The organism is Acidovorax sp. SUPP2539, assembly GCF_030158975.1.
Taxonomy (GTDB): domain Bacteria; phylum Pseudomonadota; class Gammaproteobacteria; order Burkholderiales; family Burkholderiaceae_C; genus Paracidovorax.
The window spans coordinates 155,501-180,666 of sequence record NZ_BQXJ01000005.1; the positions used below are offsets into that span (position 1 = coordinate 155,501).

The window sequence follows — 25,166 nt, forward strand, 5'->3', positions numbered from 1 at the left end:
GCCCGCGCGGGCAAGCGCGGCCGGGCGTGCGCCTAAAATCGCGCCACCCCCGGCCCGGCGCGGGCTGGCCCCGCGGCCGCCGGAGCCCATCACCTCCTCAACCTTCAGAGATCCATGTCCCTCAACAACGTCACCCCTGGCAAGAACACCCCTGAAACCTTCAATGTGGTCATCGAGATCCCCATGGACTCGGACCCCATCAAGTACGAGGTGGACAAGGAATCGGGCGCCATCTTCGTGGACCGTTTCATGACCACGGCCATGTACTACCCCTCCAACTACGGCTACGTGCCGCAAACGCTGAGCGGCGACGGCGACCCGGTGGACGTGCTGGTGATCACCCCCTATCCGCTGCTGCCCGGCGTGGTCGTGCCCTGCCGTGCGCTCGGCATCCTGAAGATGGAAGACGAAGCGGGCGTCGATGGCAAGGTGCTGGCCGTGCCCACCACCAAGGTCCTCAAGATGTACGAAAACTGGAAGACCGTGGACGACGTGAACCCGATGCGCCTGAAGGCCATCAGCCACTTCTTCGAGCACTACAAGGACCTGGAAGAAGGCAAGTGGGTCAAGGTGCTGGGCTGGGAAGGCATCGATGCCGCCCACCAGGAAATCGTGGAAGGCCTGGCCAACTACAAGAAGTGAGAGAGAAGGGGGCGCTTGCCTTGCGCTCTTTTTTTCCCAGGTTTCTCCGTCCCGGCCGCCGCCCTGGTGCCCGGGGCTGAACCCGCCAAAGCCTGCCGGCCTGCATGCCCGCAGGCTTTTTTCATAGGGCGGTATCTGCGGATGCGCTGGGCCGCAGCGGATTCGAATACTGTATATTTAAACAGTCTTCGATGCCCACCCCATGTCCCGCCTTGCCCTTGCCTCCCTCTCGCCGGACGCCGCCGCCCGCAGGGAAAGCGCTGCCCGCCTGGAACTGCCCGGCGTGTGGCAGGGCGATGCGCTCACGGCGCAGCATGGGCGCGTGCAGCCTTCGGGCCATGCGCTGCTGGATGCGGTGCTGCCCGGTGGCGGATGGCCGCTGGGGGCCATGACCGAGGTGCTGCAGCCGCCGCAGGGCGGGGCGGAGTGGCCCCTGGTGCTGCCGGCGCTGGCCCGGGCGGCGGCGCAGCGGGGCGGGCAGGTGGTGCTGGTGGCGCCGCCCGCCGAGCCCTTCGCCCCCGCGCTGCAGGCCGCGGGCCTGCCGGCCGACCGGCTGTGCCGCGTGCGCCCCCTGCCTTCGCGGCACGACCAGTCGGCCGCCTGGGCCAGCGAGCAGGCCCTGCGCTGCCGCGACGTGCTGGCCGTGCTGGCCTGGCTGCCCCAGGCGCCGCCCGAAGCGCTGCGCCGCCTGCAGCTGGCTGCGGCCCAGCAGGCGGCGCTGCTCTGGGTGTTCCGCCCGCAGGACCTTCGCCGGCAAGCCTCGCCCGCGCCGCTGCGGTTGTGGGTGGTGCAGGGCGTTCCAGCGATCCAGAAGATTCAGGGGGCCGAAGGTTCGCCAGCGCTGGGGCGCGCGCCGGAGCTGCCGGCTCCGGCGCAAGTCCCGGGATGGCCGGACGGGGGCAGGGCGCCCGGCGTGCTTCAGGTGCATGTTCTCAAGCGGCGCGGGCCGCCGTTGATGCAGCCGGTGCCGGTCTGTGCGCACGCGTCCGCGTTGTCCGCCGTGCTGGCGGCGATGCGGGCGTTGAAGGCGCGCCGGTTTCCGGGCGATGCCTCCGCGCCGGCTGCGCAGCGGCCTGTGCCCGTCGCGCCACAGGGGGTGGCGGTCCATCAGGAGCGGGTCCATGCACTGGATCGCCGTGCCTTCGTCGCTGGATGAACTGCCGCCCGGCGCGCCGGCCGCCTCGGCGGGCTGGTGGGCGCTGCGCTTCACGCCCCGGGTGGCGCTGCTCGACGAAGCCCTGCTGCTGGAGGTGGCCAGCACCGAGCGCCTCTGGGGCGGCCGGGCCCGGCTGCTTTCGCTGATCCGGCAGCACCGCCCGGCCTTCAGCGGGCAGGCCGAGCTGGCAGGGCCTGCCGAAGCGCAGGAGACCCCAGCGCCCGGACGGCCAATACCAGGACCAGAAAAAGACAAGGCGGCCGCCCGCCGCCTGCCGCAGCTCTCCGGCGGCGACCCGGCACTGGCCCAAGGCGCCACGGCCTTCGAAGCCCTGGCCCTGCTGCGGCTGGCCCAGGCCGACCCCGCGCATCGCCCGCCGCGCCGGTTGCCGCACGACCTGCCCCTGCGCACCCTGGCGGCCCTGCGCCCGCACGCCGCCAGCCTGGAGCGCATGGGCTGTCGCACGCTCGGCGCGCTGCGGGCCTTGCCGCGGGCGGGCGTGGCGCGCCGGTTCGGGGCCGATGCGCTGCGGGCGCTGGACCAGGCCTTTGGCGACGTGCCCCATCCCTTGCCCTGGATCGAACTGCCCGAGCGCTTTTCGCTGTCGGCCGAGCTGCCCGCGCTGGCCGAATCGGCCGGCACCTTGCTGTGGTCCGCCAACCGGCTGCTGGGCGTGCTGCACGGCTGGCTGCAGGCGCGCCAGCAGGGCGTGCTGGCGCTGGAGCTGGCCTGGCGCCACGACCTGCGACGCATCGACGGCGTGGACCTGCCGGCCCAGCAAAGCCTGACGGTGCGCACGGCCGAGCCCACGCAGGACCTGGCCCATCTGCGCCGTCTGCTCGCCGAGCACCTGGGCCGCCAGCGCCTGGCCGCGCCGGTGAACCAGATCACCCTGAGCGGCACCGAAACCCGTCTCTGGGCCGAGGCCAGTGCCAGCCTCCTGCCGCCCAGCCCCGAAGACGCACGGCGCGCGCAGGGCGAGCCCTGGCACCAGTGGGTGGAGCGGGTCTCGGCCCGGCTCGGGGCGCAGCAGGTGCAGGTGGCCGTGCTGCAGGCGGACCACCGGCCGGAATGCATGCTGCGCTGGGAGCCGGCCGCGGGCCAGGCTGTCCCGGCGCAGGGGCCTGCCGGCACGCGCTCCCCCCGGGCGCGCTCTGGAGGGGGGGGCGTGACCACGGCGGGGGCGGGCAGGGCGGACGATGGCCGTGCCACGGGGGCGGCCCGCCGCGACGGCGGCGCAGGGAGTGCTGGCAGTAGCGCCAGCACTGCCAGCCACCGCGATCCCCGGCCCGCCGCCGTGGCCGCCGATGCCGCGCTGTGGCCCGGCTGGCTGCTGCGCCCGCCCCAGCGCCTGGCCCTGCAGGGCAGCCGACCGCTGTGGCATGGCCCGCTGCGCCTGCTGGCCGGTCCCCACCGCTTCGATGGCGGTTGGTGGGACGCCTCGCAGCACCTGGAGCGGCGCGACTATTTCGTGGCCCACAACGACACCGTGGGCACGGTGTGGATCTTTCGGCAATGGGCGGGGACGCGCGAGGCGGGCCGGCACGAGTGGTTCCTGCACGGGGTGTTCGGATGAGCGGCGTCACCGCCTTCCCATCCCCGGGTGGGCCACCGCCCCGGCCTGCCCATGCCCTGCCGGACTATGCCGAGCTGCATTGCCTCACCAACTTCAGCTTCCAGCGCGGTGCCTCGCATCCCGCCGAACTGGTGCAGCGCGCGGCGGAGCTGGGCTACGCGGCGCTGGCGATCACCGACGAATGCTCGGTGGCCGGCGTGGTGCGGGCGCACACCGTGGCCAAGCGGCTCGGCCTGAAACTCATCGTGGGCAGCGAGTTCGCCTGGGGCGATCTGCGCCTGGTGGCGCTGGCGCGCGACGCCGAGGGCTGGGGCAACCTGTGCGAGTTCATCACCGCAGCGCGGCAGGCCGCCCCCAAGGGCGAATACCGCCTGCACGCCGGCACCGACTTCGCGCTGCTGCGTGGCTGCGAGGTGCTGCTGGCGCCGCGCCGCGACCGCCTGGGTGCTACTGATTTGATAGCTATCGAGGCATGTCTTTCTAAGGCATTGGCCCAATTGAACCCGTGGGGCATCGCCCCCTGGCTGGTCGTGGAGCAACCCCTGGCCCCCGACGACAGCCTGTGGCTGACCACGCTGGAGCAGGTGGGGCAGGCGCTCGGCCTGCCGCTGGTGGCGGCGGGCGACGTGCACATGCACGTGCGCGGCCGCAAGCGCCTGCAGGACGTGGTCACCGCCGTGCGCCTGGGGCGGCCCGTGGCCGAATGCGGCTTCGCGCTGCAGCCCAATGCCGAGCGACACCTGCGCGCGCGCATGCGGCTGGCCGCCATCTACCCGCCTGCGCTGCTGGCGGCCACGCTCGCCGTGGCGGCGCGCTGCACCTTCAGCCTCGACGAGATCCGCTACCGATACCCGAAGGAAACCGTGCCGCCCGGCATGACCCCGGGCGAAGCCCTGGCCTGGTACACCGAGCAGGGCGCCCAGGGCCGCTACCCGATGGGCGTGCCGGAGGCCGTGCGCACGCAGATCGCCAGGGAGCTCGACCTCATCGCGCACTGCCGCTACGAGATGTACTTCCTCACCGTGCACGACATCGTGCGCTACGCCCGCAGCCGGGGCATCCTGTGCCAGGGGCGGGGCTCTGCCGCCAATTCGGCGGTGTGCTTCTGCCTCGGGGTCACGGCGGTCGATCCGACCAAGACGCGGCTGCTGTTCGAGCGCTTCATCAGCAAGGAGCGCGACGAGCCGCCCGACATCGACGTGGACTTCGAGCACGACCGGCGCGAAGAGGTCATCCAGTACATCTACGACAAGTACGGCCGCGAGCGGGCGGCCATCGCGGCCGTGGTCATCAGCTACCGCACGCGCAGCGCGCTGCGCGACGTGGGCAAGGCCCTGGGCGTGGCGCCCGCGCTCATCGATGCCTTCGCCAAGGACCACCACTGGTTCGACGAGGCCATCGCCACCGAACGCCTGCAGGAACTGGCCGAGGCCGTGGACGAGCCGCTGGCGCCGCACATCGCCGAACTGTGGCTCAAGCTGGCGCGCGATCTGAAGGGATTTCCGCGCCACCTGAGCCAGCACGTCGGCGGCTTCGTGCTCACCGAGGGCAAGCTCACGCGGCTGGTGCCCGTGGAGCCTGCCAGCATGGACGGCCGATCCATCATCCAGTGGGACAAGGACGACCTGGACGACATGCACCTCATGAAGGTGGACGTGCTCGCCCTGGGCATGCTGAGCGCGCTGCGCCGCGCCCTGGAACTACGCGCCCTGCTGCGCGGCGAGCACTGGGACCTGGCCGGCATCCCGCGCGAGGACGGCGCCACCTACGACATGATCTGCGCGGCCGACACCGTGGGCGTGTTCCAGATCGAAAGCCGGGCGCAGATGAGCATGCTGCCGCGACTGCGCCCGCGCGAGCTGTACGACCTGGTGGTCGAGGTGGCCATCGTGCGGCCGGGGCCGATCCAGGGCGGCATGGTGCACCCGTACCTGCAGGCCCGGGAGCGGCGGTTGCGCGGCGAGCCGCTGGAACTGGAGCATGAAGAGTTGACGGAGGCCCTGGAGCGCACGCTGGGCGTTCCCATCTTCCAGGAGCAGGTCATGCAGATCGCCATGATCGCTGCCCGCTTCACGCCTGGCATGGCCGATGAGCTGCGCCGCTCCATGGCCGCATGGAAGCGCACCGGTGGCGTCCACCGCTTCGAAGGGCCTTTCATGAAGGGCATGGCGGACAACGGCTACAGCGAAGATTTCGCCCGGCGCATCTTCCGGCAGATCGAAGGTTTCGGCGAATACGGCTTCCCCGAAAGCCATGCCTACAGCTTCGCCATGCTGGCTTATGCGAGCAGCTGGTTCAAGTGCCACGAACCCGCATGCTTCCTGGCGGCGCTGCTCAACTCGCAGCCCATGGGTTTCTACACGCCTTCGCAACTGGTGCAGGACGCCGTGCGCCACGGCGTGCGCGTGCTGCCCATCGATGCGGTGCACAGCGACTGGGAATCGACCCTGGAGGGCGAGCCCCAGCCCGTGCGCGGCGTGGCCGACCCGCAGCCCGCTGTGCGCCTGGGCCTGCGGCTGGTGGCGGGGCTGGCCCAGTCCACGGCCGAGCGGCTGGTCGCTGCTCGGGCGGTCCAGGCGTTCGCCGGCACCGAAGACCTGGCCCTGCGCGCCCGGCTGGACCGGCCCGCGCTGCAGGCATTGGCCGCGGCCGATGCGCTGCGCTCCCTGTCGGGCCACCGGCGCCAGCAGGCCTGGGACGCCGCGGCGCAATGGCGCGCGCCGGCCTTGCTGCAGGACGCGGCGGTGAACGAGGCACCCCTGGCCCTGCCCGAGGCGCCCGAAGGCGAGGAGATCCTGTTCGACTACGCGGCCACGGGCCTCACGCTGCGCCGCCATCCGCTGGCGCTGCTGCGCGGCCGGCTGGAGCGCTGGCGGCTGCTCACCGCCCTGGCGCTGCGCGACATGCCCAACGGCCGCCGCGTGCGCGCCTGCGGCATCGTCACCGTGCGCCAGCGGCCCGGATCGGCCAACGGCACCATGTTCATCACGCTGGAGGACGAGACCGGGCCGGTCAACGTCATCGTCTGGCCGTCGCTCGTGGAGACTTGGCGCAATGCGCTGTTGCGGTCGCGGCTGCTGGCCGTGGAAGGGCTTTGGCAGGCCAGCCCGCTGCCGCCGGGCGTGCCGGCCGGGCAGGGCGGAGCGGTGCGCCACCTCGTGGCCCAGCGCTGCAAGGACATGACGCCACTGCTCGGGCGCCTGGCCCAGGCGCTCGATGGCAGCCGGGATTTCCACTGAGGGCATGGGCGTGGGCATCCGGCATGCCGGCACATGGATGGGGTGGCCGGGAAGGCCGCCATGTCCGCTGTCGCAGTCCGCTCACCAGAACAGAACTACGCTCAAAGCAAAAAGGGCTATGAGCGCATATCTTTCTAGGGGGATGTGCTATTGAAAATATAGCAATCGATGTTCGCCTCAGCGTGCCTTGGCCGGCGTGGAGACCGGCGGTTTCGGGGCTGCCCCTGCGGCACCGCCCTGTACCTTGTCCCCGGCGCGGGCCAGCAGCACGGCGCAGTTTTCGTCGTCGTCCGCCGCAGGCACCGTGATGGGGGCCAGCGCCAGCGCCACCGGCGCGACCACGGCGGCCGCCACGGCGGCGCCCGCGCGCAGCAGCAGCGGGCCGGCTTCCAGGCCCACCTTGGGATCGGCAAATGGGCCCTTCACGTACAGCGGCGTGCGCAGGGAGAAGAACTTCCACTGCAGCGATTCGGGCTTGATGCGCAGGTCGAGGTGCTCGCGGCCCAGGTCGGCGGTGCCGGTGGCTTCCACCGTGGCCTCGTTGGTGCTCAGCTTCACCGAGCGGGTCTGTGCGATGCCGTCCTTCACCGCGAAGTCGGCCACGGCGCAGCGCAGCTGCACTTCCTTGTCGTCGCCGAAGAGCTTGGCCACCACCACGCTGCCCACGTTGAGCGCGGCCAGGTCCAGCATCTGCTTGCTGAAACGGCCATCGCGGATGTACAGGCGGGTCTCGCCGCTGGCGCTGCCCAGCATGCTGGCCACCGACTGGCCGCTGCCGTTCAGGGCCACGGCACCGTCGAGCCGGCCGAAGCTCTTTTCCATCAGTTCGACCTTGGGAAACAGGCCAGACAGCCGCAGCCCTTCCACGCTGCCGCGCAACTGGGCCTTGAGCGGCTTGGTGCGGCTGTCCAGCACGACGGTGGAATCGATCTTGCCCTGCGCCACGCCGAACTGCAGGGGCGAGAGGGTGAGCATCGCGTTGTCCATCACCGCATGCACGCGCAGGTTTTCGATCGGCAGGCTCTCGTCGCGCACGATCTGCTGGCCGCTGAAGGTCAGGTCCAGGTCCATCGCGTTCCAGCGGTCGGTGGCGAACGCCACGTCGGGCAGCACCTTGCCGGGGCGCTTGGAGGTGCCTTTTTCCGCCTTGCCTTCGCCCGTCGGCGCACCCAGCACCGGCCCCAAGTCGGCCAGGCGCAGCTTCCTGGAGGTCATCGTGCCCTTGAGGCGCGGGCGTGGCTTGGCCGACGTGTAGGTCAGGCTGCCGTGCAGGTCGCTGCCCCCCACGGTGCCGTCGAAATCGCGGTACTCCCACACCGCGTTGTCCGGCTCCAGGCTGCCCACCAGCCGGCCGCTCGTGCGAAACGGCGGGGTGTTCGGCAGCACCAGGCCGGTGAGGTCGTACAGGTCGGCCATGCTCTCGGCCTTGAGCATCACCTTCAGGTCCATGCCCGACAGCGCGGCCGGGTTGGACAGGATGCCTTCCACCTCGGCTTCCACCGTGCCGGCCTTCGCCTTGAACCGCAGCGGGTAGTCCACGACCTTTTCGCGCAGGTCCATCACGTGCCCGCCTTCGCCCCGGCCCTGGATGCGGGCCTTGGCGTAGCGGCCCCGCACCTCGAAGCGCACGCCGTACGGGCCGGGCGCCTGTCCGGCGGGCGTGTCGATGGTCCCGAGCTTGGCGGTGAAGGCCAGGTCTTTCACGGCATCGGCATAGGCCAGCTGGCCATCGCGCACCACGAGCCGGCCCACGCTCACGCTCCAGGGATTGGGCTTCGCCGGCCCGCCGTCCTTGGCGGGGCGGTCGAAGGTCCAGTTGTTGCTGCCGTCGGCCTTGCGGGCCAGCGCCACGTCGGGCACGGTGAGTACCAGCGTGTCGATGGCCACATGGCGAGACAGCAGCGGCAGCAGCCTGAGCGATGCGCTCACGCTGCCCAGTGTGGCCATGGGCTGGCCGGTCGCGGGCACGGAGGCCGTGCTGTCGGCCGGTGCAGTCTGGGCGGGTGCGGAAGGCGCCGATGCGGCGGATGCCAAGGGCGTGGCCGATGCGGCCGCCTTGTCGGCATGCGCCTGCACCGTGGCGGTGGAGGCATCGTCCGTCTGCACATCCAGGGCCCCGAAGTGGCCGAAGTCCGCCCGGTTGTCCATCACCAGGCGGTCTGCCTGCACCGTGACGCCCGGCACCCAGCGGCGCCAGCCGGTCTCCACGGGCTGAGGCCACTGCCAGTGGGCGGTCAGATCGCCCTCGATGGCAAAGCGCCGGCCGGTGGCCTCGCTGACCTGCTGGTTGATCCAGGGCTTGGCCCGGTTCCAGTCGAACCACGCCACGAAGGCCAGCAACAGTAGCAGCACGACGAGCAGCCCGGCCACTGCGGCAAGGGGCAGCCGCGACCGCCGCCGGGAAGGCACGGGAGCCGCAGGGGTGGGCGGAACGGAAGGAGGCGAGGTCTCAGGGGGCATGGTCATAGGCGTTTTCTTCGGGCCATGCTAGCCCGCGCCTGCGCTACCGGGACTCACCGATGCTCGTTTACCGTTGTTGTCCTACAGGTCCCGGAAGGCTCGATCAAGCCTCTCCAAACCCTCATCTGATCTGGAACGCGTCGTGAACGGATGAGCGAAGCATTACCCAACCGACATTGACGATGGACGTTCATCCATGACGTCGGTGGTGCCGTGATCAAAATGCAGGATCGGCGTGCACATTCGTCGTGGAATTCATCAAGGACTGAATCTTCAGACCAAAAACTTCCAACTGAAAAGGTTTCGTCAACACCTGCATCCCTGACGGAAGTTGGCCGTGGCTGAGAACGGCATTTTCGGCATAGCCAGTCACAAACAGAACCCGCATGGACGGATGGATCTTGCGGGCAGCATCTGCCAGCTGCCTTCCATTCATACCCCCAGGAAGACCAACATCAGTGACCAGCAGTGCGATGGACGCATTGTTCTGAAGCACTTGAATTGCACTGGAACCGGCTTCTGCTTCCAACACGTGGTAGCCCAGTTCCTGCAACATTTCCACCATGAACATTCGAACCGAAGCTTCATCATCGACCACGAGAATGGTCTCACCCAAGCCGACGGTGGAGATAGCAGGGGCACGATCCAGCGCATCCTCCGCCAAGATATCCTTGCCTGCGTACCGCGGGAGGAACATGCGGATCGTTGTTCCCACGCCCATTTCGGAATGGATCCGCGCTTGTCCTCCGGATTGGCGCGCAAAGCCATAGACCATCGAAAGCCCGAGGCCCGTGCCTACGCCAATCGGCTTCGTCGTGAAAAACGGGTCGAACGCCCGGGCCACTACGTCTGCAGTCATGCCGGTGCCGTTGTCGCTCACGGAAATGCACACGTATTGGCCAGGCGACATCTGCTCCTCACCGGCTGCTCGCTCATCGAGCGTTCGATTGGCAGTCTCGACCACCAGCTTGCCACCTTCGGACATCGCATCGCGGGCATTGATGCACAAATTCAAGAGCGCATTTTCAAGCTGACTTGGATCGGCATGAATGGGCCAAACGTCGATTCCGCATTTCACTTCCAACATGACGTGGGGGCCGATCGTGCGGCGCACCAGGTCTTCGAATCCACTGATCAACTGGTTGACTTTCACCACTTTGGGTTCCAGCGTCTGCTGGCGTGAAAATGCCAGCAGACGGTGTGTCAAAGCCGCCGCGCGCTTCGTGGCCGTCTGCCCGACGGTGACGTAACGCATCGCCCCAGAATCCTCGCCGAACCGCCGCTTGAGCAATTCCAGACTGCCTGAAATGGCTCCCAGAAGATTATTGAAATCGTGTGCCAAGCCACCCGTCAATTGGCCGACCGCCTCCATCTTCTGGGACTGCCGCAGCGCGGCTTCCGACTTCATCAACGCCGTGGTTCTCTCTTGCACTTGTTGTTCAAGCGAGTTTGCAAGGGCGTGCAAATTCTGCTCTGCGCGGCGGCGTTCCACTGCGTGCCAGGTTCTGTGCGCCACTTCACGAACAAGGTTCAGTTCCTCTGCGGTCCAATGGCGCGGGGCCGCATGGTGCAGGTAAAGCATCGCCACCTGATTTCGATCTTCGCCGACCGGCACATTGATAAGCGACTGGGCATGGATTGCAATAAATGCATCCGCATGATCGCGCGTGCGCGGATTAGTACGCACATCTGCCAGCACGAGGGCGTCGCCTCGCTGTAGGTTGTCGGTGTAACTGCCGAAATCGCGGCAGTTCAGGGTTCCCGCCAATGTGGAGATTCCCGGCGCATTCCAGTCGCGCTCGATGGTGATGGTTTGGGTGTTACGGTCCAGCAGTCCGTAGCCTGCACGGCTTACATCCAGAGCGCGGCCCAGGGCCTCTGCTGCGTGGTAAGCGATCTCACCAGGCTCACGGGTCGGTCCGTAAACCTCGCGATCCAGCAGTTCCAGCAATTCAGCGCGCCGCCTGCCCAGCATGGCATGGGTGATTTCTTGAGAGATGCCTGCAATGTAGGAGGGGCGGCCTGCCGCGTCATATTCCAGGCGCCCTAGTATCCTGACCCATGCCAATTGTCCATCCGGGCGAAGGATGCGATATTCGATTCGGTAGTCTTTGCCAGTCGCAATGGTTTGAGCCACCGCCTCGCGCATCCGCATCAGATCATCGGGATGTACTGCGTTCTGCAACTCCTCATAAGTGAAAGGCAAAGACTCATCACGTCCGAAATTGCTTTTGCAATGGTTGGACGCAATCAGCTCTTGCGCAGTCAGATCGAGTTGCCAGACACCCAAGTCTCCTGCATCGGTTGCGGCTCGCAGGCGGGCTTGTCCCGTCTCTATTTCTCGAACACGATCGGCAAGCTCTATCGTCAATTGCTCGGCTTTTTCCTTCGCGTCTCTCAGTTCTGTCTCTGCCGCAATTCGAGCCGATCGCTCTGCCACTTCCCTTAAAGCGCGTTCCAGCACAGACGCCAATCGAGACAGGCGGCCCTTGCTCACATAGTCAGTCGCTCCCTGCTTGAGCAGTTCGACGGCATTGTCTTCGCCGATGACTCCGGACACGAAGATGAAAGGAATCATCGGTACCCGCTGGTGCGCCAGGCGAAGCGCATCGGTGCCGCTGTAGCCTCCCAAATCATGGTCTGACAAGATCAGATCGAATCCACCTCGCCCTAACGCTTCTGAAAAACTCTCTGCGTCCCTGACCCATTGCAAATTGGCATGCGGATAACTATGCAGCAAGGACTCTTGAAGCAGTTCTGCGTCGAAAGCGGAGTCCTCCAGCAATAGCACACTCAAAGGCCGCTCTGCGAGCGGGATGGACTCTGCGAGTTCACTCATACCGGCGGGTCGCACGCAGGGAGCCGGGCGGCGGTTCGTTGAGAACGGCCCAAAACACTCCCAAATCGGCAATCGCGGAAACGAATTGCTTGAATTCCACGGGCTTGACGACATAAGCGTTGACGCCCAACTCGTAGCTGCGCAGCAGATCGCTCTCTTCCTGGGATGAGGTCAGCATCACCACAGGAATACTGCGTAGTACCGGACTCTTTCGCACGGCCTCCAGTACCTCCAGTCCATTGACCTTCGGCAGCTTCAAGTCGAGCAGGATCACGGCCGGATTGCCCTCGTCACGGCTGGCGTGGGCTTCTTCGCGACGCAAGTAGTCCAATGCCTCGGCACCATCGCGAAGCACTACCACGTCGTTGGCGAGTTGGCTTCGTTCCAGGGCCAGCAGCGTCAATTCCTGGTCGCGTAGATCGTCCTCGACGAGAAGAATAGGTTTAAGCATGATCGGATGTATTTCCGATGGGTGAAGTAAGAAGCGCATTTTGCCCGGACTCGGGCAAGACGAAACCGAACGACGCACCTTGGCCTGGCTCGCCATGGGCCCACACCTTCCCGCCGTGCCGCTCCACGATCCGCTTGACGTTGGCCAGCCCGATGCCGGTACCTTCGAACTGCTCTGTCTGGTGCAAACGCTGAAAAACCTGGAACAGTTTGGTCACGTACTGCATCTGGAAGCCGACACCATTATCTTGTACCTCCAGGCCTTCGCCTTCGGGGTTTCTCACGGCCCTTACCGTGACAACAGCTGGATTGCGATCACGGCTGTATTTGACGGCATTCGCAATCAGATTGCGTACCGCCACTTGCAACAACAATGGGTCTGCAACCAATACAGGCAGATTGGCTTCCACCTGCCATTCGATTTTGCGATCGCGCTCATGCCGAGAGATCTCGCGCACCAAGCCTTCAACCAGGCCGTTGCTATCTACCCGTTTGAGTTTCAGCGCCGTCCGACCCATGCGTGAAAAATCCAGCAGGGCGTCCACCAGTTGCCCAGCGAAAGCCGCTGCGTCTTTGACATGTCCCATGTAGCGGTGGGCACGCTGGCTCAGAACCTTGCCCTCCGTGTCCATCACCAAGTCCACATAACCTGCGATATGGCGCATTGGAGCGCGCAGGTCATGGGACACGGTGTATGAAAAAGCCTCCAACTCCTTGTTGACCCGGCCCAACTCGCTCGCGATGGCCGCCAATTCTTCGGCGCGCCGTAGCACGATACCGATCAGGGCTTGGCGCAATTCGCCAGCAGCGCTGACTTGCGCCCCGGACCATGGCAGGCATCGGCCGCTGATCTGTTCAACCCAGTTGTCGAAACTGCGGCGCGGATGGATCCGTCCTGCCGCATCAGGGTGCAGGTCCTTGCGCGGGTCTCCGGCCCAGGTGACGGTCTGCACGATCTCCGGCCGGAACCACAGAATCACATGGCGATGCACTTGGGAAATGGAAATGGCCAATACGCCCGCTGCGGTGGACTGCCACTGGGCGGCCATTGGGAAATGGGCCGCCAACTCACTGCTCTCGTAGACGTCGCGGCCCATCCCTGCGATCCACCCTGCCAACTCAAGCAGCATGTCCGTCGCAGGCGTATCGCCGGCAGTCCATGCTTGGTCGTCCAGCACCACTGCAGCACCTGTGGCCCGGGACATGCGCAGCAGCAGGGCCGGCTCGTGCACGATGCTGCGCAGGCTGGCATCGCTGTCAGACAATTGAGAGACGAGTTGCAGGGTGAGCTTGCGTAACTCCAATCGTGCCGCCACCTCGGCATTGGCCTGTTTTCCTTCGATTTGCATCGACAGCAACTGCCCCAGATGGCTGCACGCAGCGCGCATGCCCGCATCCAGATTGCGGGGCTCATGGTGATGGCAAGACGCCAATCCCCACAGCTTGCCATCGACCACGATGGATAACGACATGGACGCAAGCGTGCCCATGTTTCGCATGTACTCGAGATGCACTGGCGATACGCTGCGCAGAAACGCATACGACAAGTCGATGCCTTGTGCAATCGAACCCTCTTCAGCTGCCAGCAGTGGCACTGCCTCATAGTTGGCATCCGGGATCAGCCTGAAGCGGTTGGCCAGGTAGAGAGCGCGGGCTTGCTGCGGAATGTCGGTTGCCGGAAAGCGAAGACCCAGGTAGCTGTCGTAACCGGGCAGCACGACTTCCGCGAGCACCTCTCCATGCCCTTGGTGATCAAACCGATAGATCAGGCTGCGGCCAAACCCCGTCAATCGCTGAAGCTCTTGCGCAGCCAGCTGGGTTAGATCATCTACCGTTTCAGCCGCTTGAAGTTTTGGAAGAAAATCACGCGCCACACCGTAGATCGGCTCTTCCGGACGCATCACTTTGGACTGCGGTTCGCACTCCACGATCAACTGCGTGGCGTGTCGGTGAGCCCAGCAGATGTGTCTTTCCTGTGCAAACTCCAGCACCCCGACCTGCACTGAAGTGCCATCCGGCGGAACCGAACGAAGCGCTTCTTGTTCGAGTTTCGCCAAGGCTGCCACAGCAAGGCCTGCCCAGTTTGCACTCCACGCCCGCAGGGCCAAAGTATCTCCGTCCAGCACCAGCATATGGCCATGAGACTGTATGGCGCCTGGGATTTGGATGGGCTCTCGGTCGCAAAGCGTAAGGTCAGGGCTTGAATTCAAGGCGTCATCAAGGTCAGCTGAAACGTTGGGAAAGCAGAACGCAGCGCGATGGGCCCTGGGTTTGCCTGTGAAAGAATATTTCTACCACGAGAAGGCATTCCATGCCTGAATTCGTCATCGATCGATGCTGGCCTGCAGGCGGTACGGGCTTCGATCGTTGACTGGTCATTTGCGATGACACAGTGATACGCGGGCGGGATGGAAGGAAAGAGCGCGCTTCGTTCGAAGCGCTGAACAAGCGGATGCCGATGATTGGCGTGTGGAGACTTCACTCGCCAATTTCCAACCGATGAATGAATACTGAGCGGAACTCAGACTTTTACATCGATGGAATCGCGATGGATCAGCAGGTTGCCAGAAGTGGAGCGGGTGAAGGGAATCGAACCCTCGTATGAAGCTTGGGAAGCTGCCGTTCTACCATTGAACTACACCCGCAGCGGTGCGGATTATAGGCATGGCGGGGCGCGATTCGATCGATCCACCCCTCCGCCCAGCGGCCGCAGTTCGCGGGCGCTGTCGAAACGCCGCGCGGCGCCCGTCACCGGATCGTCGAACACCAGCGACCGCGCCAGCAACTGCAGCGGCTGCGAAAAGTCGCCCTCGGGCGGATCGTTGACCACGGGATAGAACGCGTCGCCGCGCAGCGGCAGCCCCAGCGCGGCCATGTGCACGCGCAATTGGTGGCGCTTGCCCGTCACGGGCGACAGGCGGTAGCGGGCCCAGCCACCGGCCACCTGCAGCACCTCGATGCGCGTGAGCGTGTTGGGCTCTCCCGGCACTTCCTGCATGCGAAAGAATTGTGGGCTTTCCTCCATGCGGCTGGCGTGCTCGCGGGGAAAGGCCAGGTCGTCGCGCCACGGCGCGACGGCTTCATAAGTCTTGGCGATGCGGCGGTCGCGGAACAGGGCCTGGTAGGCACCGCGCGTTTCGCGCTGCACCGAAAACAGCACCAGCCCGGCCGTGTCGCGGTCGATGCGGTGTACGGGCGTGAGGTCGGGCAGGTTCAGGCGGCGCTTGAGCCGCACCAGCAGCGTGTGCTGCAGGTAGCGGCCCGTGGGCACCACGGGCAGGAAATGCGGCTTGTCAGCCACGAGGATGTGGTCGTCCCGGTAGAGAACGGCTTCCTCGAAGGGAATGGTGGTTTCCTGCTCCAGGGCCCGGTAGTAGTACAGCCGGATGCCGGGGGCGAAGGGCCGCTCGGCCGTGGCCGGCACGCCGAACTCGTCGACCACTTCGCGCGCGGCCATGCGTTGCAGCCAGCCTTCACGGCCCACGGCAGGCAAGCGCTCCACCAGGAAGTCCAGCAGGCTGCCTTCGCCAGTCGAGGGCAGCGCCACGCAACTGGGGCTCACCCCGTCGCGCATGGGCAGGACGCGGGGATCGTGGCGGTTGTGCATGGCGGGCCGATTGTAGTGAGCCGCTCCGCCTGGGCCCGCCGCCCCCGCGCCATGGCGATTTCGTGCCCCCCCACCGAAGGGGGGGTTGGCTGGAATGGCCCGGCATGGTCCATTAGGGTCCCGAAATCTCTCACCCGAAGGAACTGCCATGCCAGACAGCGCGACGCCACTCCGTTGCAGGATGCGATGGCCCGCCATGGGCATGGCGGCCGGCCTGGCCTGCGTGCTTTCGGGCTGCGCGCTGACCGGCGCGGCCGGCTATCCGCCGAGCGCATCGCGGGTTCTGGCCGTGCCCGCCGACCTGCCCACCCCGCGCCTGTTCGACTGCGCCGCGGCCAGCCTGGCGCGCATGTCCGAGGCCAGCAGTGCGTGGCCGGGGATCATGCGCAGGGACGATGCACAGGGCCTGCTGGAGTCGGGCCACTTTCCGGAGTGGAACCGCAGCGGCTTTCGCATGCGCATCGAGCGCCCGCCCGGGGGCGGCGAGGCCACGCTGACCCTCAAGGCCGGCGGTGCCTACCTCGCCGACCTGGGCGCGGCGCAGGCGATGAACGACTTCGAGGCGGTGTTGAGGCCCTGCATTGGCGCCGCAGGCGGCGGCAGAACTCAGGGCTGAAAGCCTGAAGCCTTTTGGGCCCGATGCCCTAGGGTTTCATGCCTTTAATGCTATTAATTAAATAGCAATCCCTTCAGGCGACCGCAAAGCCGTGCGTGCCGTCGCGCGCCAGTTGTTCCACCAGCCCGAACTCCCAGTCCAGGTAGCCCTGCATGGCTTCGCGCGGGGCGTCGGTGCCTTCATAGGGGCGGCGGTAGCGGTCGATGCGTGGGGAGGCCAGGCGCGATTCGCCCTGCTCCAACGGCAGGCCTTCAGTGATCCAGGCCTGCGTGCCCCCCTGCAGCACGGCGGTGGGCGCACCGGTCAGCCGGGCGACGGCTTCGGCGGCATGGCGGGCGAGGGCGCTGGTGCCGCAGGTCAGCACGTAGCGGCTGCCGGCCGGTATGTGCGCCAGCGCCTGGGCCAGTTGCGACCGCAGGACGAACCAGGCGCCCGGAATATGGCGCCGCACATAGGCGGCACTCGCGGTGAAGTCCAGCACCACCGTGTGCCCCTCGGGCTCCTCGCGCAGCCAGCGGGCGAGCTGCCGCGGCGCGACCCAGGTCAGCGGCCCGTGAGGCTCGGGCGCGAGCGGCGGGGACTGGCCCGTCTCCAGCGCGGCGGCGGGATCGGCGCCGTCCAGCACCCACACGTCCCAGCCCATCTGGGCGAGCCAGGAGGCGGTCATGTTGGCGCGGGCGCCATCGTCGTCGGCCAGCACGATGCGGGCGCCGCGCACGGGCGCCGCATGATCGGTTTCCTGCACGAGCTGGCCGCCCGGCGCGCTGCGAAAGCCGGGCAGGTGCCCGGCCTCGTACTCCTCGGGCGTGCGCACGTCGAAGCGGTAGGTGGTGCGGCCGGCCTCGGCGGCGAAGCGGGTCAGATCGGCCGGGCTGGCCCGGCGCACGCCGGCGCGGTCCGCCACCGCACGGGCGCGGGCGGCGGCAGCAGCGCGCTGCTCCGGCGGCACAGGCAGGAAGCGGCGGTCGGCGCCATGCTCCAGCGTCTGGCCGGCCAGCAGCCAGCCGATGGTGCCGTTGCGCAGCGCGGCCACGGGATTGGGCAGGCCCGCGTTCACCAGCGACTGCGTGCCGATGATGCTGCGCGTGCGCCCGGCGCAGTTCACGATGATGCGGGTGGCCGGATCGGGCGCGAGCGCCTGGGCGCGCAGCACCAGTTCCGCGCCGGGCACGCTGATGCCGCCCGGGATGTTCATGGTCTGGTACTCGTCGAAGCGGCGCGCGTCCAGCACCACCACGTCGGCCTTGGCCTGCAGCAGCGCCTGCACCTCCTCGGCCGGCAGCGAGGGCGTGTGGCGTTCGCTCTCCACCAGTTCGCCGAAGGCCTTGCTGGGCACGTTCACGTCGATGAAGAGCTCGCCGCCGGCCTCCTTCCAGCCCTGCAGGCCGCCTTCCAGCAGCGACACGTCGGTGTAGCCCAGCGCGCGCAGAGTGCGCGCCGCGGGCTCGGCCAGGCCTTCGCCGTGGTCGTACACCACGATGGGCGTGGTCCTGCGGGGAATGCGGGTCCAGGCGTCCAGCTCGATCCGTCCGGCGGGCAGGTTGGCGGCGAACAGCGGGTGGCCTTCGGCGAACGGGGCCTCTTCGCGCACGTCGAGCAGTGCGATCTCCTGCTGGTCGAGCAGGGCCTGGCGGACCTGTTGGGGGCGGGTGGTGGCAAAGGCGGTGGTATCGGTCATGGCACTCATGGGGCGGCGCAGGCGGAGGAAGCGGTGTGGGAGGCCGGGCCGGCGAGCGGCTGGTTCCAGAGGTTGGGCAGGGTGGCGTTGCTGTAGCCGGAGACGAAAGGGCGCACGGAACCGTCCTCGCGGTACACCGACCGCTGCACGGCCCCGATGTTGGCGCCGTACACGTGGATGCTGATCGATGTCTCGCCGGCCAGCGCGTTGCTCACGCGGTGCACGTCGCCGATGGTGGGCGAGACGGCTTCGGTGTCGCCCGGCTGCAGCCGGTGGGGGGCGCCGCGGGGCTGCCACCGGCCATCGCCGTCCTGCCCGTAGGCCTGCGACAGCTCCGCGCCGCGCAGCATGCCCACCAGGCCCCACACCGTGTGGTCGTGGATGGGCGTGGCCTTGCCCGGCCCCCACACGAAGCTCACCACCGAAAAGCGCCCGAGCGCATCGGCATGCAGCAGGTATTGCTGGTAGCGCTCGGGATCGGGCTGGGCATATTCCGGCGGCAGCCAGTCGTCGTGCGAGACCAGGTCGGCCAGCAGGGCGCTCCCGCGCGCGAGGAGGTCGGGCTCTGCCGGGCGGGGCTCCAGCAGGGCGGCGATCTGCTGCACGAAGTGGCGCAGGCGGGCCGTGTTGGGCGGGGTGTTCACGGGGGCGGTGGGCGAGGGGGCGGTTGGCATGCCGCCATTGCACCAGCCCGGCCGCCGGCAAGGGAAGCGGGTTTTTCATATGCATGCATGTTTTTCTTCTTTCCCCCAGCGCCCCGGACCGACGGCGCCCCCTTGCAGAAACCGAATGACCACAGGCGTTTTTCTTCGTTGGCGCGGGTGGGCGCGATGCCCATCATCGGTGGCTCGCTGTCTGTCTCACGTTCCTTCAAGGAGTCTCCATGGGTGTCCAGTTCATCGGCATGATCCAGCCGCACGAGGTGTCAGAAACCATCGCCCGCAAGGGCCCGGCCGTGGACCCGGCGTACGTGCGGGCCTTTGCCCAGGCGCATGAGCACGCGGGCTTCGACCGCATCCTGGTGCCGGCCAGCGGCACCGGCCCCGACACGCTGCTGACCGTGGCCTACGCCGCCTCGGCGACGCAGACAATCGCCTTCCTGCTGGCGCACCGCCCCGGATTCGTGGCGCCGACCCTGGCCGCGCGCCAGCTGGCCACGCTGGACCACTACACCGGCGGACGCGTGGCGGTGCACTACATATCGGGCGGCTCCGATGCCGACCAGCAGCGCGACGGCGATTTCCTGGGCCACGACGAGCGCTATGCCCGCACCGACGAATACCTCACGCTGCTGCGGCGCGTGTGGACCGAGGACCGCCCCTTCGATCACCACGGCACCTACTACCAGGTGAAGGGCGCTGCGTCCGAGGTCAAGCCGCTGCAGGCGCCCTATGTACCCATCTACTTCGGCGGCGCCTCCGCGCCCGCGCTGAAGGTGGCCGGCAAGCATGCCGACGTGTATGCCCTGTGGGGCGAGTCGCTCGCCCAGGCCGGCGACCTGGTGCGCCAGGTGCGCGCCGAGGCCGCGCAGCATGGCCGGCACATCGAGTTCAGCATCTCGTTCCGGCCCATCCTGGGCCGCACCGAGCAAGAGGCCTGGGCCCGCGCGGACCAGATCCTGGAAACCACCCGCCGCCTGGGTGTGCCCCAGGGCCACGCGCGCGGCACCGGCCCGCAGCAGAGCGAGGGCGCGCAGCGCCTGCTGGCCGATGCAGCCAAGGGCGACCGCGTGGACGAACGGCTGTGGACGGCCATCGCGCGCGAGACCGGCGGTCGGTCCAACTCGACCTCACTCGTGGGCACGCCCGAGCAGGTGGCCAACGCGCTGCTCAAGTACTACGACTTAGGGATCACCACGTTCCTGATCCGGGGCTTCGACCCCCTGGTGGATGCCATCGAGTACGGCCGCGAACTGTTGCCGCTGGTGCGGGCGAAGGTGGCCGAGCGGGATCGGGTGAATGCCAATCGCGCCGCGTTGAAGGTGGCGTGAACCTGCGCCGCGCTGTCGATCTGACCCGGAATGACCCGGGTTGGCAGGGGCGGCTGCCTGCTTAGGTGGACCGTCTCCATTCCGTTTTCACGACCGTGTTTTTGACGGCTGCGGCTGCGGCCGCGGCACGGGGCACCAGCAACGGCATGGCCACCAGCGCGCAGCCGCTGGCAGCGAGCCACACCACCGGCCAGCCTTGCAAGGTGAGCAGGTGCGGGATCGCGAGGGGCGTGACGAAACACACCAGAAACACACTGGTGTTCGCCATGCCCAACGCGGTCCCTGCACGCGCCGCACCGGCCAGCGTGGCGAGCTCGGTGTACGCGACGCCGTGCCATGCCGACACGCAAACACCGCTCACGCCGAGCAACCCCACGAGCGCGACGCGCATCGCCAATGGGTCGGCGGCGTGCGTGCCCGCCACCAGTACGAGTGCCGCCAGCCCGGCGAACAGCAGCGCACTGAGCGCGCTGCAGGCGCGCAGATAGGCAGGCCGGTTGCGACGGCGGTCGGTCCACCGGCCGCTCCACACACGCACCACCATTGCACCGACCTGCGTGAACACCATGGTGGCGGTGATCGTTGCAAGGCCCGCATGGCCGAAGTCGTTCAGGAACACCGTGCCGAACGACAGCACCGCGAACTGCGGCGCACAGAGAATGCCGATCCCCAGCACGATGCGCCAGACACGCCGATTGCGCAGGGGATTGATGTGGAAGGCGGGCGCTGATTCCGCCACGCGCGCATCGGAGCGCTGCACGACCGGCGGTTCGTGCACCCAGGCCCAGCCCATGACTGCGCTCAGGGCGCAGAGCGCCGCCAGCAGGCCGTAAAGCACCGCGAAGCCGAAGTGCAGCGCCACGTACGGGAGCACGAGCGCTCCGACACCGCCGCCCAGCGGCACGGCGGTTTGGCGGATGCTCATGGCGAACCCGCGCTCGCTGGAGTCGAACCACGTCATCACCGCACGGCCGCTCGCGCCGTTCACGCTGCCACCTAGCAGGCCGACCAGCAACAGCCCCGCGCCCAGCCAGGCAAGGTCGGGGATGTGCTGCGCACTCGGCGCGGCCCAGAGCGCCATCGCCATGAGGGCGAGCGCGGTGCTGCCCAGACCCGTCAGTAACACGGGCCTGTCTCCCCAGCGGTCGGTCAGCATGCCCCACGGCAGCTCGCTGATCGCAATGCCCAAGCCCATGAGGCCGAGCACGAGACCGAGTGCGGCGTTGTCGAGCCGGTAGCCGGTGCGCATGAGCACCGCAGTCATCGGAATGCCGCTGAAAGCCACGGAAAACGCCGCGTTGGCGGCGACGCCTGCGGTCAGCACCTTCCAGCGGTGGCCAGGTAAATCCGTCGATGGGGAAGTCGTTGAGGTCATGGTGCAACGCAGTTTCCGCCGGTTCGAGTGTTTTGAAAATCAGAAACTAGTGCACCATTCGTCCTGGAAAACAGGATGATGAAAAGGAGTTGCCTCATGAGCCAGGTGATGTTCGATCTCGACGTACTGCGCACTTTCTCCACCGGTATTGCGCTGGGCAGCTATGCGCGCGCGGCCGACAGGCTGGGGCGCTCGACCTCCGCCGTGAGCGCGCAGCTGAAAAAACTGGAGTCACAGGCCGGTGCGGTGCTGTTTCGCAAGAAGGGGCGTGGCCTGGTGCTCACGGATGCGGGCGAAACGCTCCTGGCCTACGCCCATCGCATGCTCGAACTGAACGACGAAGCCGGTGCGGCCCTTCGTGGCGCCGACTTGCAAGGCTGGGTGCGACTGGGATTGCAGGAGGACTTCGGCGAGACGCTGCTGCCAAACGTGCTGGGGCGCTTCGCCCGCGCCCATCCCAAGGTGCGCATCGAAGCCTATGTGGCGCGCAGTGGCGAGTTGCGAGAGCGACTCGAACTCGGCCATCTCGACCTGGCGCTGGCATGGGACGTGGGCGACCAGCCGCTGTCGCAGTACGCCGAGCGCGTGGCGCGGCTTCCGTTGCTATGGATCGGCCCGACCACGCCCGGGCGGGTCGAGGCCCCATGGTGGACAGAGCGAGAACACCGTGGCTCCGCGGCACGCCAGCCGAAAACCACGGAGCCGCTGCCCCTCATCATGCTCGACGCGCCATGCCCATTGCGTGAGATCGTCATCGCCGCGCTGGACCGTGCCGGCCTGCCGTGGCGCCGAGCCTTCGGCAGTGCGAGCCTGGCCGCGCTGTGGGCCGCCACGTCGGCCGGGCTGGGACTCACGGTCCGCACGCCGTTCGGGCTGCCATCGCATGTGCGCGCGCTCGATCGCGCAGAACTCTCGCTGCCGGCGCTGCCGCAGATCTCACTTTTGCTGTATCGCGCGCAGGCCCATTCCGAAGCCCCGGCGAGCCGTCTGGCAACACTGTTGCTGGAGGCGGTGCGCCAGCAGGTGCACCCCATGTCGGAGCCGAGCCGGCCCCGCTAAGCCCCATCAGGTTCGCTGGTGCGTTGGCGGCAAGGCCGCTTCGGGCCGTTGCAGTCGATGGCCTCGCGCAGACCCATGACGGCTTTGCGCCGCTCCTTTGGCCGCCGAGCTGATTTTTGGAGGCAACGATGGAGCCCAAAGCGGTCGCCCGGGCATGGGCGCCGCGTTCTGGAAACGGGGGGGGGGAGCCCAGTCATTGATGCAACGCATCGAGCAGATGCGACAACCCGACTACTCTCGGCGGCCGAATGCAAGGTTTGCATTGATCCACGACGACACGTCGGTCACGGAAATGGCGCGGCGCTGATTGAACGTCCCGCTCTTGTCCCATGCGACGCCCCGTCCTTGGGCAAATGCCGCTCGGTACTTTCGCATCATGTTCTGCGGCTCGCGCGCCAACTGGTCGAGCAGATACTGTTCAGTCCACTGCGACCGGCTGAAGGGGCGGCCAAGAGCTGCTTGCAGCTTGTCCGCTACCTCGCCGTATGTCACGGTGTCGCCAGCGAGAAACACGATCTCGTTGCGGATGCGCGGTTGGGCGAACACGACAGCAGCTGTCAGAGCTCCGATATCGTCGGGCGTGGTCACCGTCACCGCAGTGTCAAGGTTGCCCAGGGCATGGACTGCGTTGTTCTGCAGGTCAACGACGCCGAATTCCGGCTCGAACAGGTAGCTCATGAACATGCCAGTGGAGATGATGACCCACTCCGTCTGGTCCTGGCTACGCAGCAAATCTCGCACATCCAATTGGGCGTCGAAAATGTCCTGCGGGCTGCCGCGACCGATCACGTCGAAATCCACCCCGAACTGCCAGGGGAAGTACCTTGGAATGCGCGCCTGCAAGGCGGCCCGCGCGAGTTTGATCGGCGTATCGATCCCGGCGGCGTAGCCCGCACAACCGATCACCGTGTCGTAGTGCGCGAACACCACGGCAAGCTCATCAATGGAGCTGTTCACCAGATCGCCCACCACGATCTCGATACCGAGGTTTCGGATCTCTGCAACATCCCGCTGCTTGCCTGGCTCGGTGGATTGGACGGCACTGGCGCGCAGCAGCACGCTGATCTTCGCCCCATCCACGTCCTTCGCGCGACGTGCCAGGTTGCGAAGCACCGGAAGGCCGAGTTCACCGGCCCCGAGGACAAGAATGTTTTGAGACGTCGCGTTAGGATCTGATTGGTTCATCGTGCTGCCCACTGAAGAGAGAGTTGGGCCAGTCTAGCCACGCATCGCAGGCAATGTAAGAAGGCACACGCGTGATACCGGGGAGCAAAACCACAGTGAATCGAGACGAAATTCTTCAGTACGCACAGACCGTGTGTGACGGCTTGCGGGACGATGACGATGGGGTGCGGCGAGAGGTGCTCGCACACGCCGGAAGCCGTTGGTCCCTCGGTATCGTCCACACGCTTGGCGTATACGGCAGGCTGCGCCACGCTGAGATTGGCAGGCGCATGCACGGGGTGACCCAGCGCATGTTGACGCTGACCTTGCGGCAACTGGAGCGTGATGGGCTGGTGCTCCGTCACGACTTCGAAGAGGTGCCGCCCAAAGTCGAGTACGAATTGACAGATGCGGGGATGGAGCTGCTTGTACGCATGGTCCCGCTGTGGACATGGATTGTGGAAAATGCGGACCGTTTCCGAGAAGCTCGGCAGCGCTTCGACAGCCAACACCGCGCAGCAAACTCCTAGCCACCACAGCAATGACTTGGAAGCCGATTCGACGGCCGTTAATCCAATGGGTGCGGTCTACAGAGTGCGGCCTGCGACGTCAAGAGACAGCTTTGGGCGGCACCGTCACTTGCCGAGCGCTTCGGAGGCCGCACCTGAGTGGTCCAACGTGTAGTAGAGCTGGTTGGACCAATGTCCGAGCCCGACGCTTCGCACGCTCGCCAGCGGGTCGACGGCAGGCTCGCGCGCCCGGGGCGTGCGCCCGAATACTCTGGCAAGAAAGCCCTGCCGAGCCCGTGCAGCACGAGGCAGGATGGTCAGCGTTTCAAGCGCAGCTTCAACCTCTGCCTCCATTTTCCGGATGCTGTCGTGCAGCCGAAGGTTCTGCTCGGAGAGGGGCTCGTCGTTCATCTCCAGGATTTCGCCGGGCTCCAGAAGAAAATACCGCCCCCGGTTGGTGGACGCTTTCAGAAAAGCCTTGGCTTGTTCCACCAGGGGCTGTGCCTCGGCCAGGGTGATGCGCTCTAGAAAGGCGTCGAGGCGAACCACGCCTTCGTCATACCCGCCCATCAGTGCGATCTCGCCCGCATCAGGCCAGATAGCAGAACGGGAGATCGTGACGTTGCCTGATACCAGCAGTTTGAAGACGAGCGGAATGTCGTAATTCCACTCGGAGATTCCTCTCGGCTGGTGCGGCATGCCAACGGGTTCCGCGCCGGGTCGGTGGTCGGTTGAATAGAGGTAGCTTCGGTTTGCCATGGCAAGCGACGATACCGTAGCCGTTCATGGGCTGCTCCCACCCAATG

19 protein-coding genes and 1 tRNA gene are annotated in these 25,166 nt (G+C 66.8%); 9 read left to right on the forward strand and 11 right to left on the reverse strand.

Annotated elements, in window-relative coordinates; translation table 11 throughout:
* The first annotated feature begins 114 nt into the window (after window positions 1–114).
* The 4 genes from ppa (at window position 115) to AVTE2539_RS18435 (ending at window position 6,613) form a co-directional block, all read left to right on the forward strand.
* Complete coding sequence (gene ppa / locus AVTE2539_RS18420; RefSeq protein WP_272547814.1) at window positions 115–642, forward strand: inorganic diphosphatase; 528 nt, start codon at window positions 115–117, stop codon at window positions 640–642.
* 202 nt (window positions 643–844) lie between these two features.
* Complete coding sequence (gene imuA / locus AVTE2539_RS18425) at window positions 845–1,798, forward strand: translesion DNA synthesis-associated protein ImuA (RefSeq protein WP_284412831.1); 954 nt, start codon at window positions 845–847, stop codon at window positions 1,796–1,798.
* A complete protein-coding gene (locus AVTE2539_RS18430) occupies window positions 1,764–3,374 on the forward strand; it encodes a DNA polymerase Y subunit UmuC family protein (RefSeq protein ID WP_284412833.1) in 1,611 nt (536 codons plus the stop codon). The genes imuA and AVTE2539_RS18430 overlap by 35 nt, the downstream gene beginning before the upstream one ends.
* Entirely contained in the window at window positions 3,371–6,613 is a 3,243-nt protein-coding gene (locus AVTE2539_RS18435) for an error-prone DNA polymerase (RefSeq protein WP_284412835.1), read from the forward strand. The genes AVTE2539_RS18430 and AVTE2539_RS18435 overlap by 4 nt, the downstream gene beginning before the upstream one ends.
* A 177-nt stretch (window positions 6,614–6,790) precedes the next feature.
* Here AVTE2539_RS18435 and AVTE2539_RS18440 read toward each other — a convergent pair whose 3' ends face one another.
* The 6 genes from AVTE2539_RS18440 to AVTE2539_RS18465 all read right to left on the reverse strand — a co-directional run bounded on the left by AVTE2539_RS18440 (window position 6,791) and on the right by AVTE2539_RS18465 (window position 15,969).
* Entirely contained in the window at window positions 6,791–9,079 is a 2,289-nt protein-coding gene (locus AVTE2539_RS18440; protein WP_284412837.1) for an AsmA family protein, read from the reverse strand.
* 211 nt (window positions 9,080–9,290) lie between these two features.
* Entirely contained in the window at window positions 9,291–11,912 is a 2,622-nt protein-coding gene (locus AVTE2539_RS18445) for a response regulator (protein WP_284412840.1), read from the reverse strand.
* Window positions 11,905–12,363 carry a response regulator gene (locus AVTE2539_RS18450; RefSeq protein WP_272569024.1) on the reverse strand — a complete coding sequence of 153 codons (459 nt, stop codon included), beginning with the start codon at window positions 12,361–12,363 and terminating at the stop codon, window positions 11,905–11,907. The genes AVTE2539_RS18445 and AVTE2539_RS18450 overlap by 8 nt, the downstream gene beginning before the upstream one ends.
* Entirely contained in the window at window positions 12,356–14,572 is a 2,217-nt protein-coding gene (locus tag AVTE2539_RS18455; RefSeq protein ID WP_284412842.1) for an ATP-binding protein, read from the reverse strand. Before AVTE2539_RS18455 ends, AVTE2539_RS18450 begins: the two co-directional genes overlap by 8 nt.
* Window positions 14,573–14,933: 361 nt before the next feature.
* Window positions 14,934–15,007 (reverse strand) — tRNA-Gly (locus tag AVTE2539_RS18460).
* Window positions 15,008–15,018: 11 nt separating this feature from the next.
* A complete protein-coding gene (locus tag AVTE2539_RS18465) occupies window positions 15,019–15,969 on the reverse strand; it encodes a pseudouridine synthase (protein WP_284412844.1) in 951 nt (316 codons plus the stop codon).
* A 181-nt stretch (window positions 15,970–16,150) separates the two neighbouring features.
* Between AVTE2539_RS18465 and AVTE2539_RS18470 the strand changes: the two genes are divergently transcribed.
* Window positions 16,151–16,585 (forward strand): hypothetical protein, encoded by a 435-nt coding sequence (locus tag AVTE2539_RS18470; protein WP_284412846.1) that lies wholly within the window; start codon window positions 16,151–16,153, stop codon window positions 16,583–16,585.
* Window positions 16,586–16,658: 73 nt separating this feature from the next.
* Here the strand turns inward: AVTE2539_RS18470 and AVTE2539_RS18475 are convergent, their stop codons facing one another.
* Window positions 16,659–18,272, reverse strand: coding sequence for a rhodanese-related sulfurtransferase (locus tag AVTE2539_RS18475; RefSeq protein WP_284412847.1), 1,614 nt, complete (start codon window positions 18,270–18,272; stop codon window positions 16,659–16,661).
* The gene (locus AVTE2539_RS18480) at window positions 18,269–18,937 is read right to left on the reverse strand and encodes a cysteine dioxygenase family protein (RefSeq protein WP_284412849.1); all 669 of its coding nucleotides are present in this window, start codon (window positions 18,935–18,937) and stop codon (window positions 18,269–18,271) included. Before AVTE2539_RS18480 ends, AVTE2539_RS18475 begins: the two co-directional genes overlap by 4 nt.
* Window positions 18,938–19,146: 209 nt before the next feature.
* Here AVTE2539_RS18480 and AVTE2539_RS18485 point away from each other — a divergent pair, with 209 nt between their 5' ends.
* A complete protein-coding gene (locus tag AVTE2539_RS18485; RefSeq protein ID WP_284412851.1) occupies window positions 19,147–20,253 on the forward strand; it encodes an LLM class flavin-dependent oxidoreductase in 1,107 nt (368 codons plus the stop codon).
* A 61-nt stretch (window positions 20,254–20,314) separates the two neighbouring features.
* Here the strand turns inward: AVTE2539_RS18485 and AVTE2539_RS18490 are convergent, their stop codons facing one another.
* Complete coding sequence (locus AVTE2539_RS18490; protein WP_502868940.1) at window positions 20,315–21,502, reverse strand: MFS transporter; 1,188 nt, start codon at window positions 21,500–21,502, stop codon at window positions 20,315–20,317.
* Between AVTE2539_RS18490 and AVTE2539_RS18495 the strand changes: the two genes are divergently transcribed.
* Window positions 21,501–21,707, forward strand: coding sequence for a hypothetical protein (locus AVTE2539_RS18495; protein WP_284413264.1), 207 nt, complete (start codon window positions 21,501–21,503; stop codon window positions 21,705–21,707). The genes AVTE2539_RS18490 and AVTE2539_RS18495 overlap by 2 nt on opposite strands.
* A 17-nt stretch (window positions 21,708–21,724) precedes the next feature.
* Window positions 21,725–22,687: a LysR substrate-binding domain-containing protein gene (locus tag AVTE2539_RS18500; protein ID WP_272569032.1), complete on the forward strand. Its 963-nt coding sequence runs from the start codon at window positions 21,725–21,727 to the stop codon at window positions 22,685–22,687.
* Between the two features lie 231 nt (window positions 22,688–22,918).
* Here AVTE2539_RS18500 and AVTE2539_RS18505 read toward each other — a convergent pair whose 3' ends face one another.
* The gene (locus tag AVTE2539_RS18505; protein WP_284412853.1) at window positions 22,919–23,872 is read right to left on the reverse strand and encodes an aromatic alcohol reductase; all 954 of its coding nucleotides are present in this window, start codon (window positions 23,870–23,872) and stop codon (window positions 22,919–22,921) included.
* A gap of 95 nt (window positions 23,873–23,967) precedes the next feature.
* Here AVTE2539_RS18505 and AVTE2539_RS18510 point away from each other — a divergent pair, with 95 nt between their 5' ends.
* On the forward strand, window positions 23,968–24,381 hold the full coding sequence (locus AVTE2539_RS18510; RefSeq protein WP_284412854.1) for a winged helix-turn-helix transcriptional regulator: 414 nt from the start codon (window positions 23,968–23,970) through the stop codon (window positions 24,379–24,381).
* Window positions 24,382–24,486: 105 nt separating this feature from the next.
* Here the strand turns inward: AVTE2539_RS18510 and AVTE2539_RS18515 are convergent, their stop codons facing one another.
* Window positions 24,487–25,119, reverse strand: a complete 633-nt coding sequence (locus AVTE2539_RS18515) for a DUF7822 domain-containing protein (RefSeq protein ID WP_284412856.1) — start codon at window positions 25,117–25,119, stop codon at window positions 24,487–24,489.
* Between the last annotated feature and the right edge of the window lie 47 nt (window positions 25,120–25,166).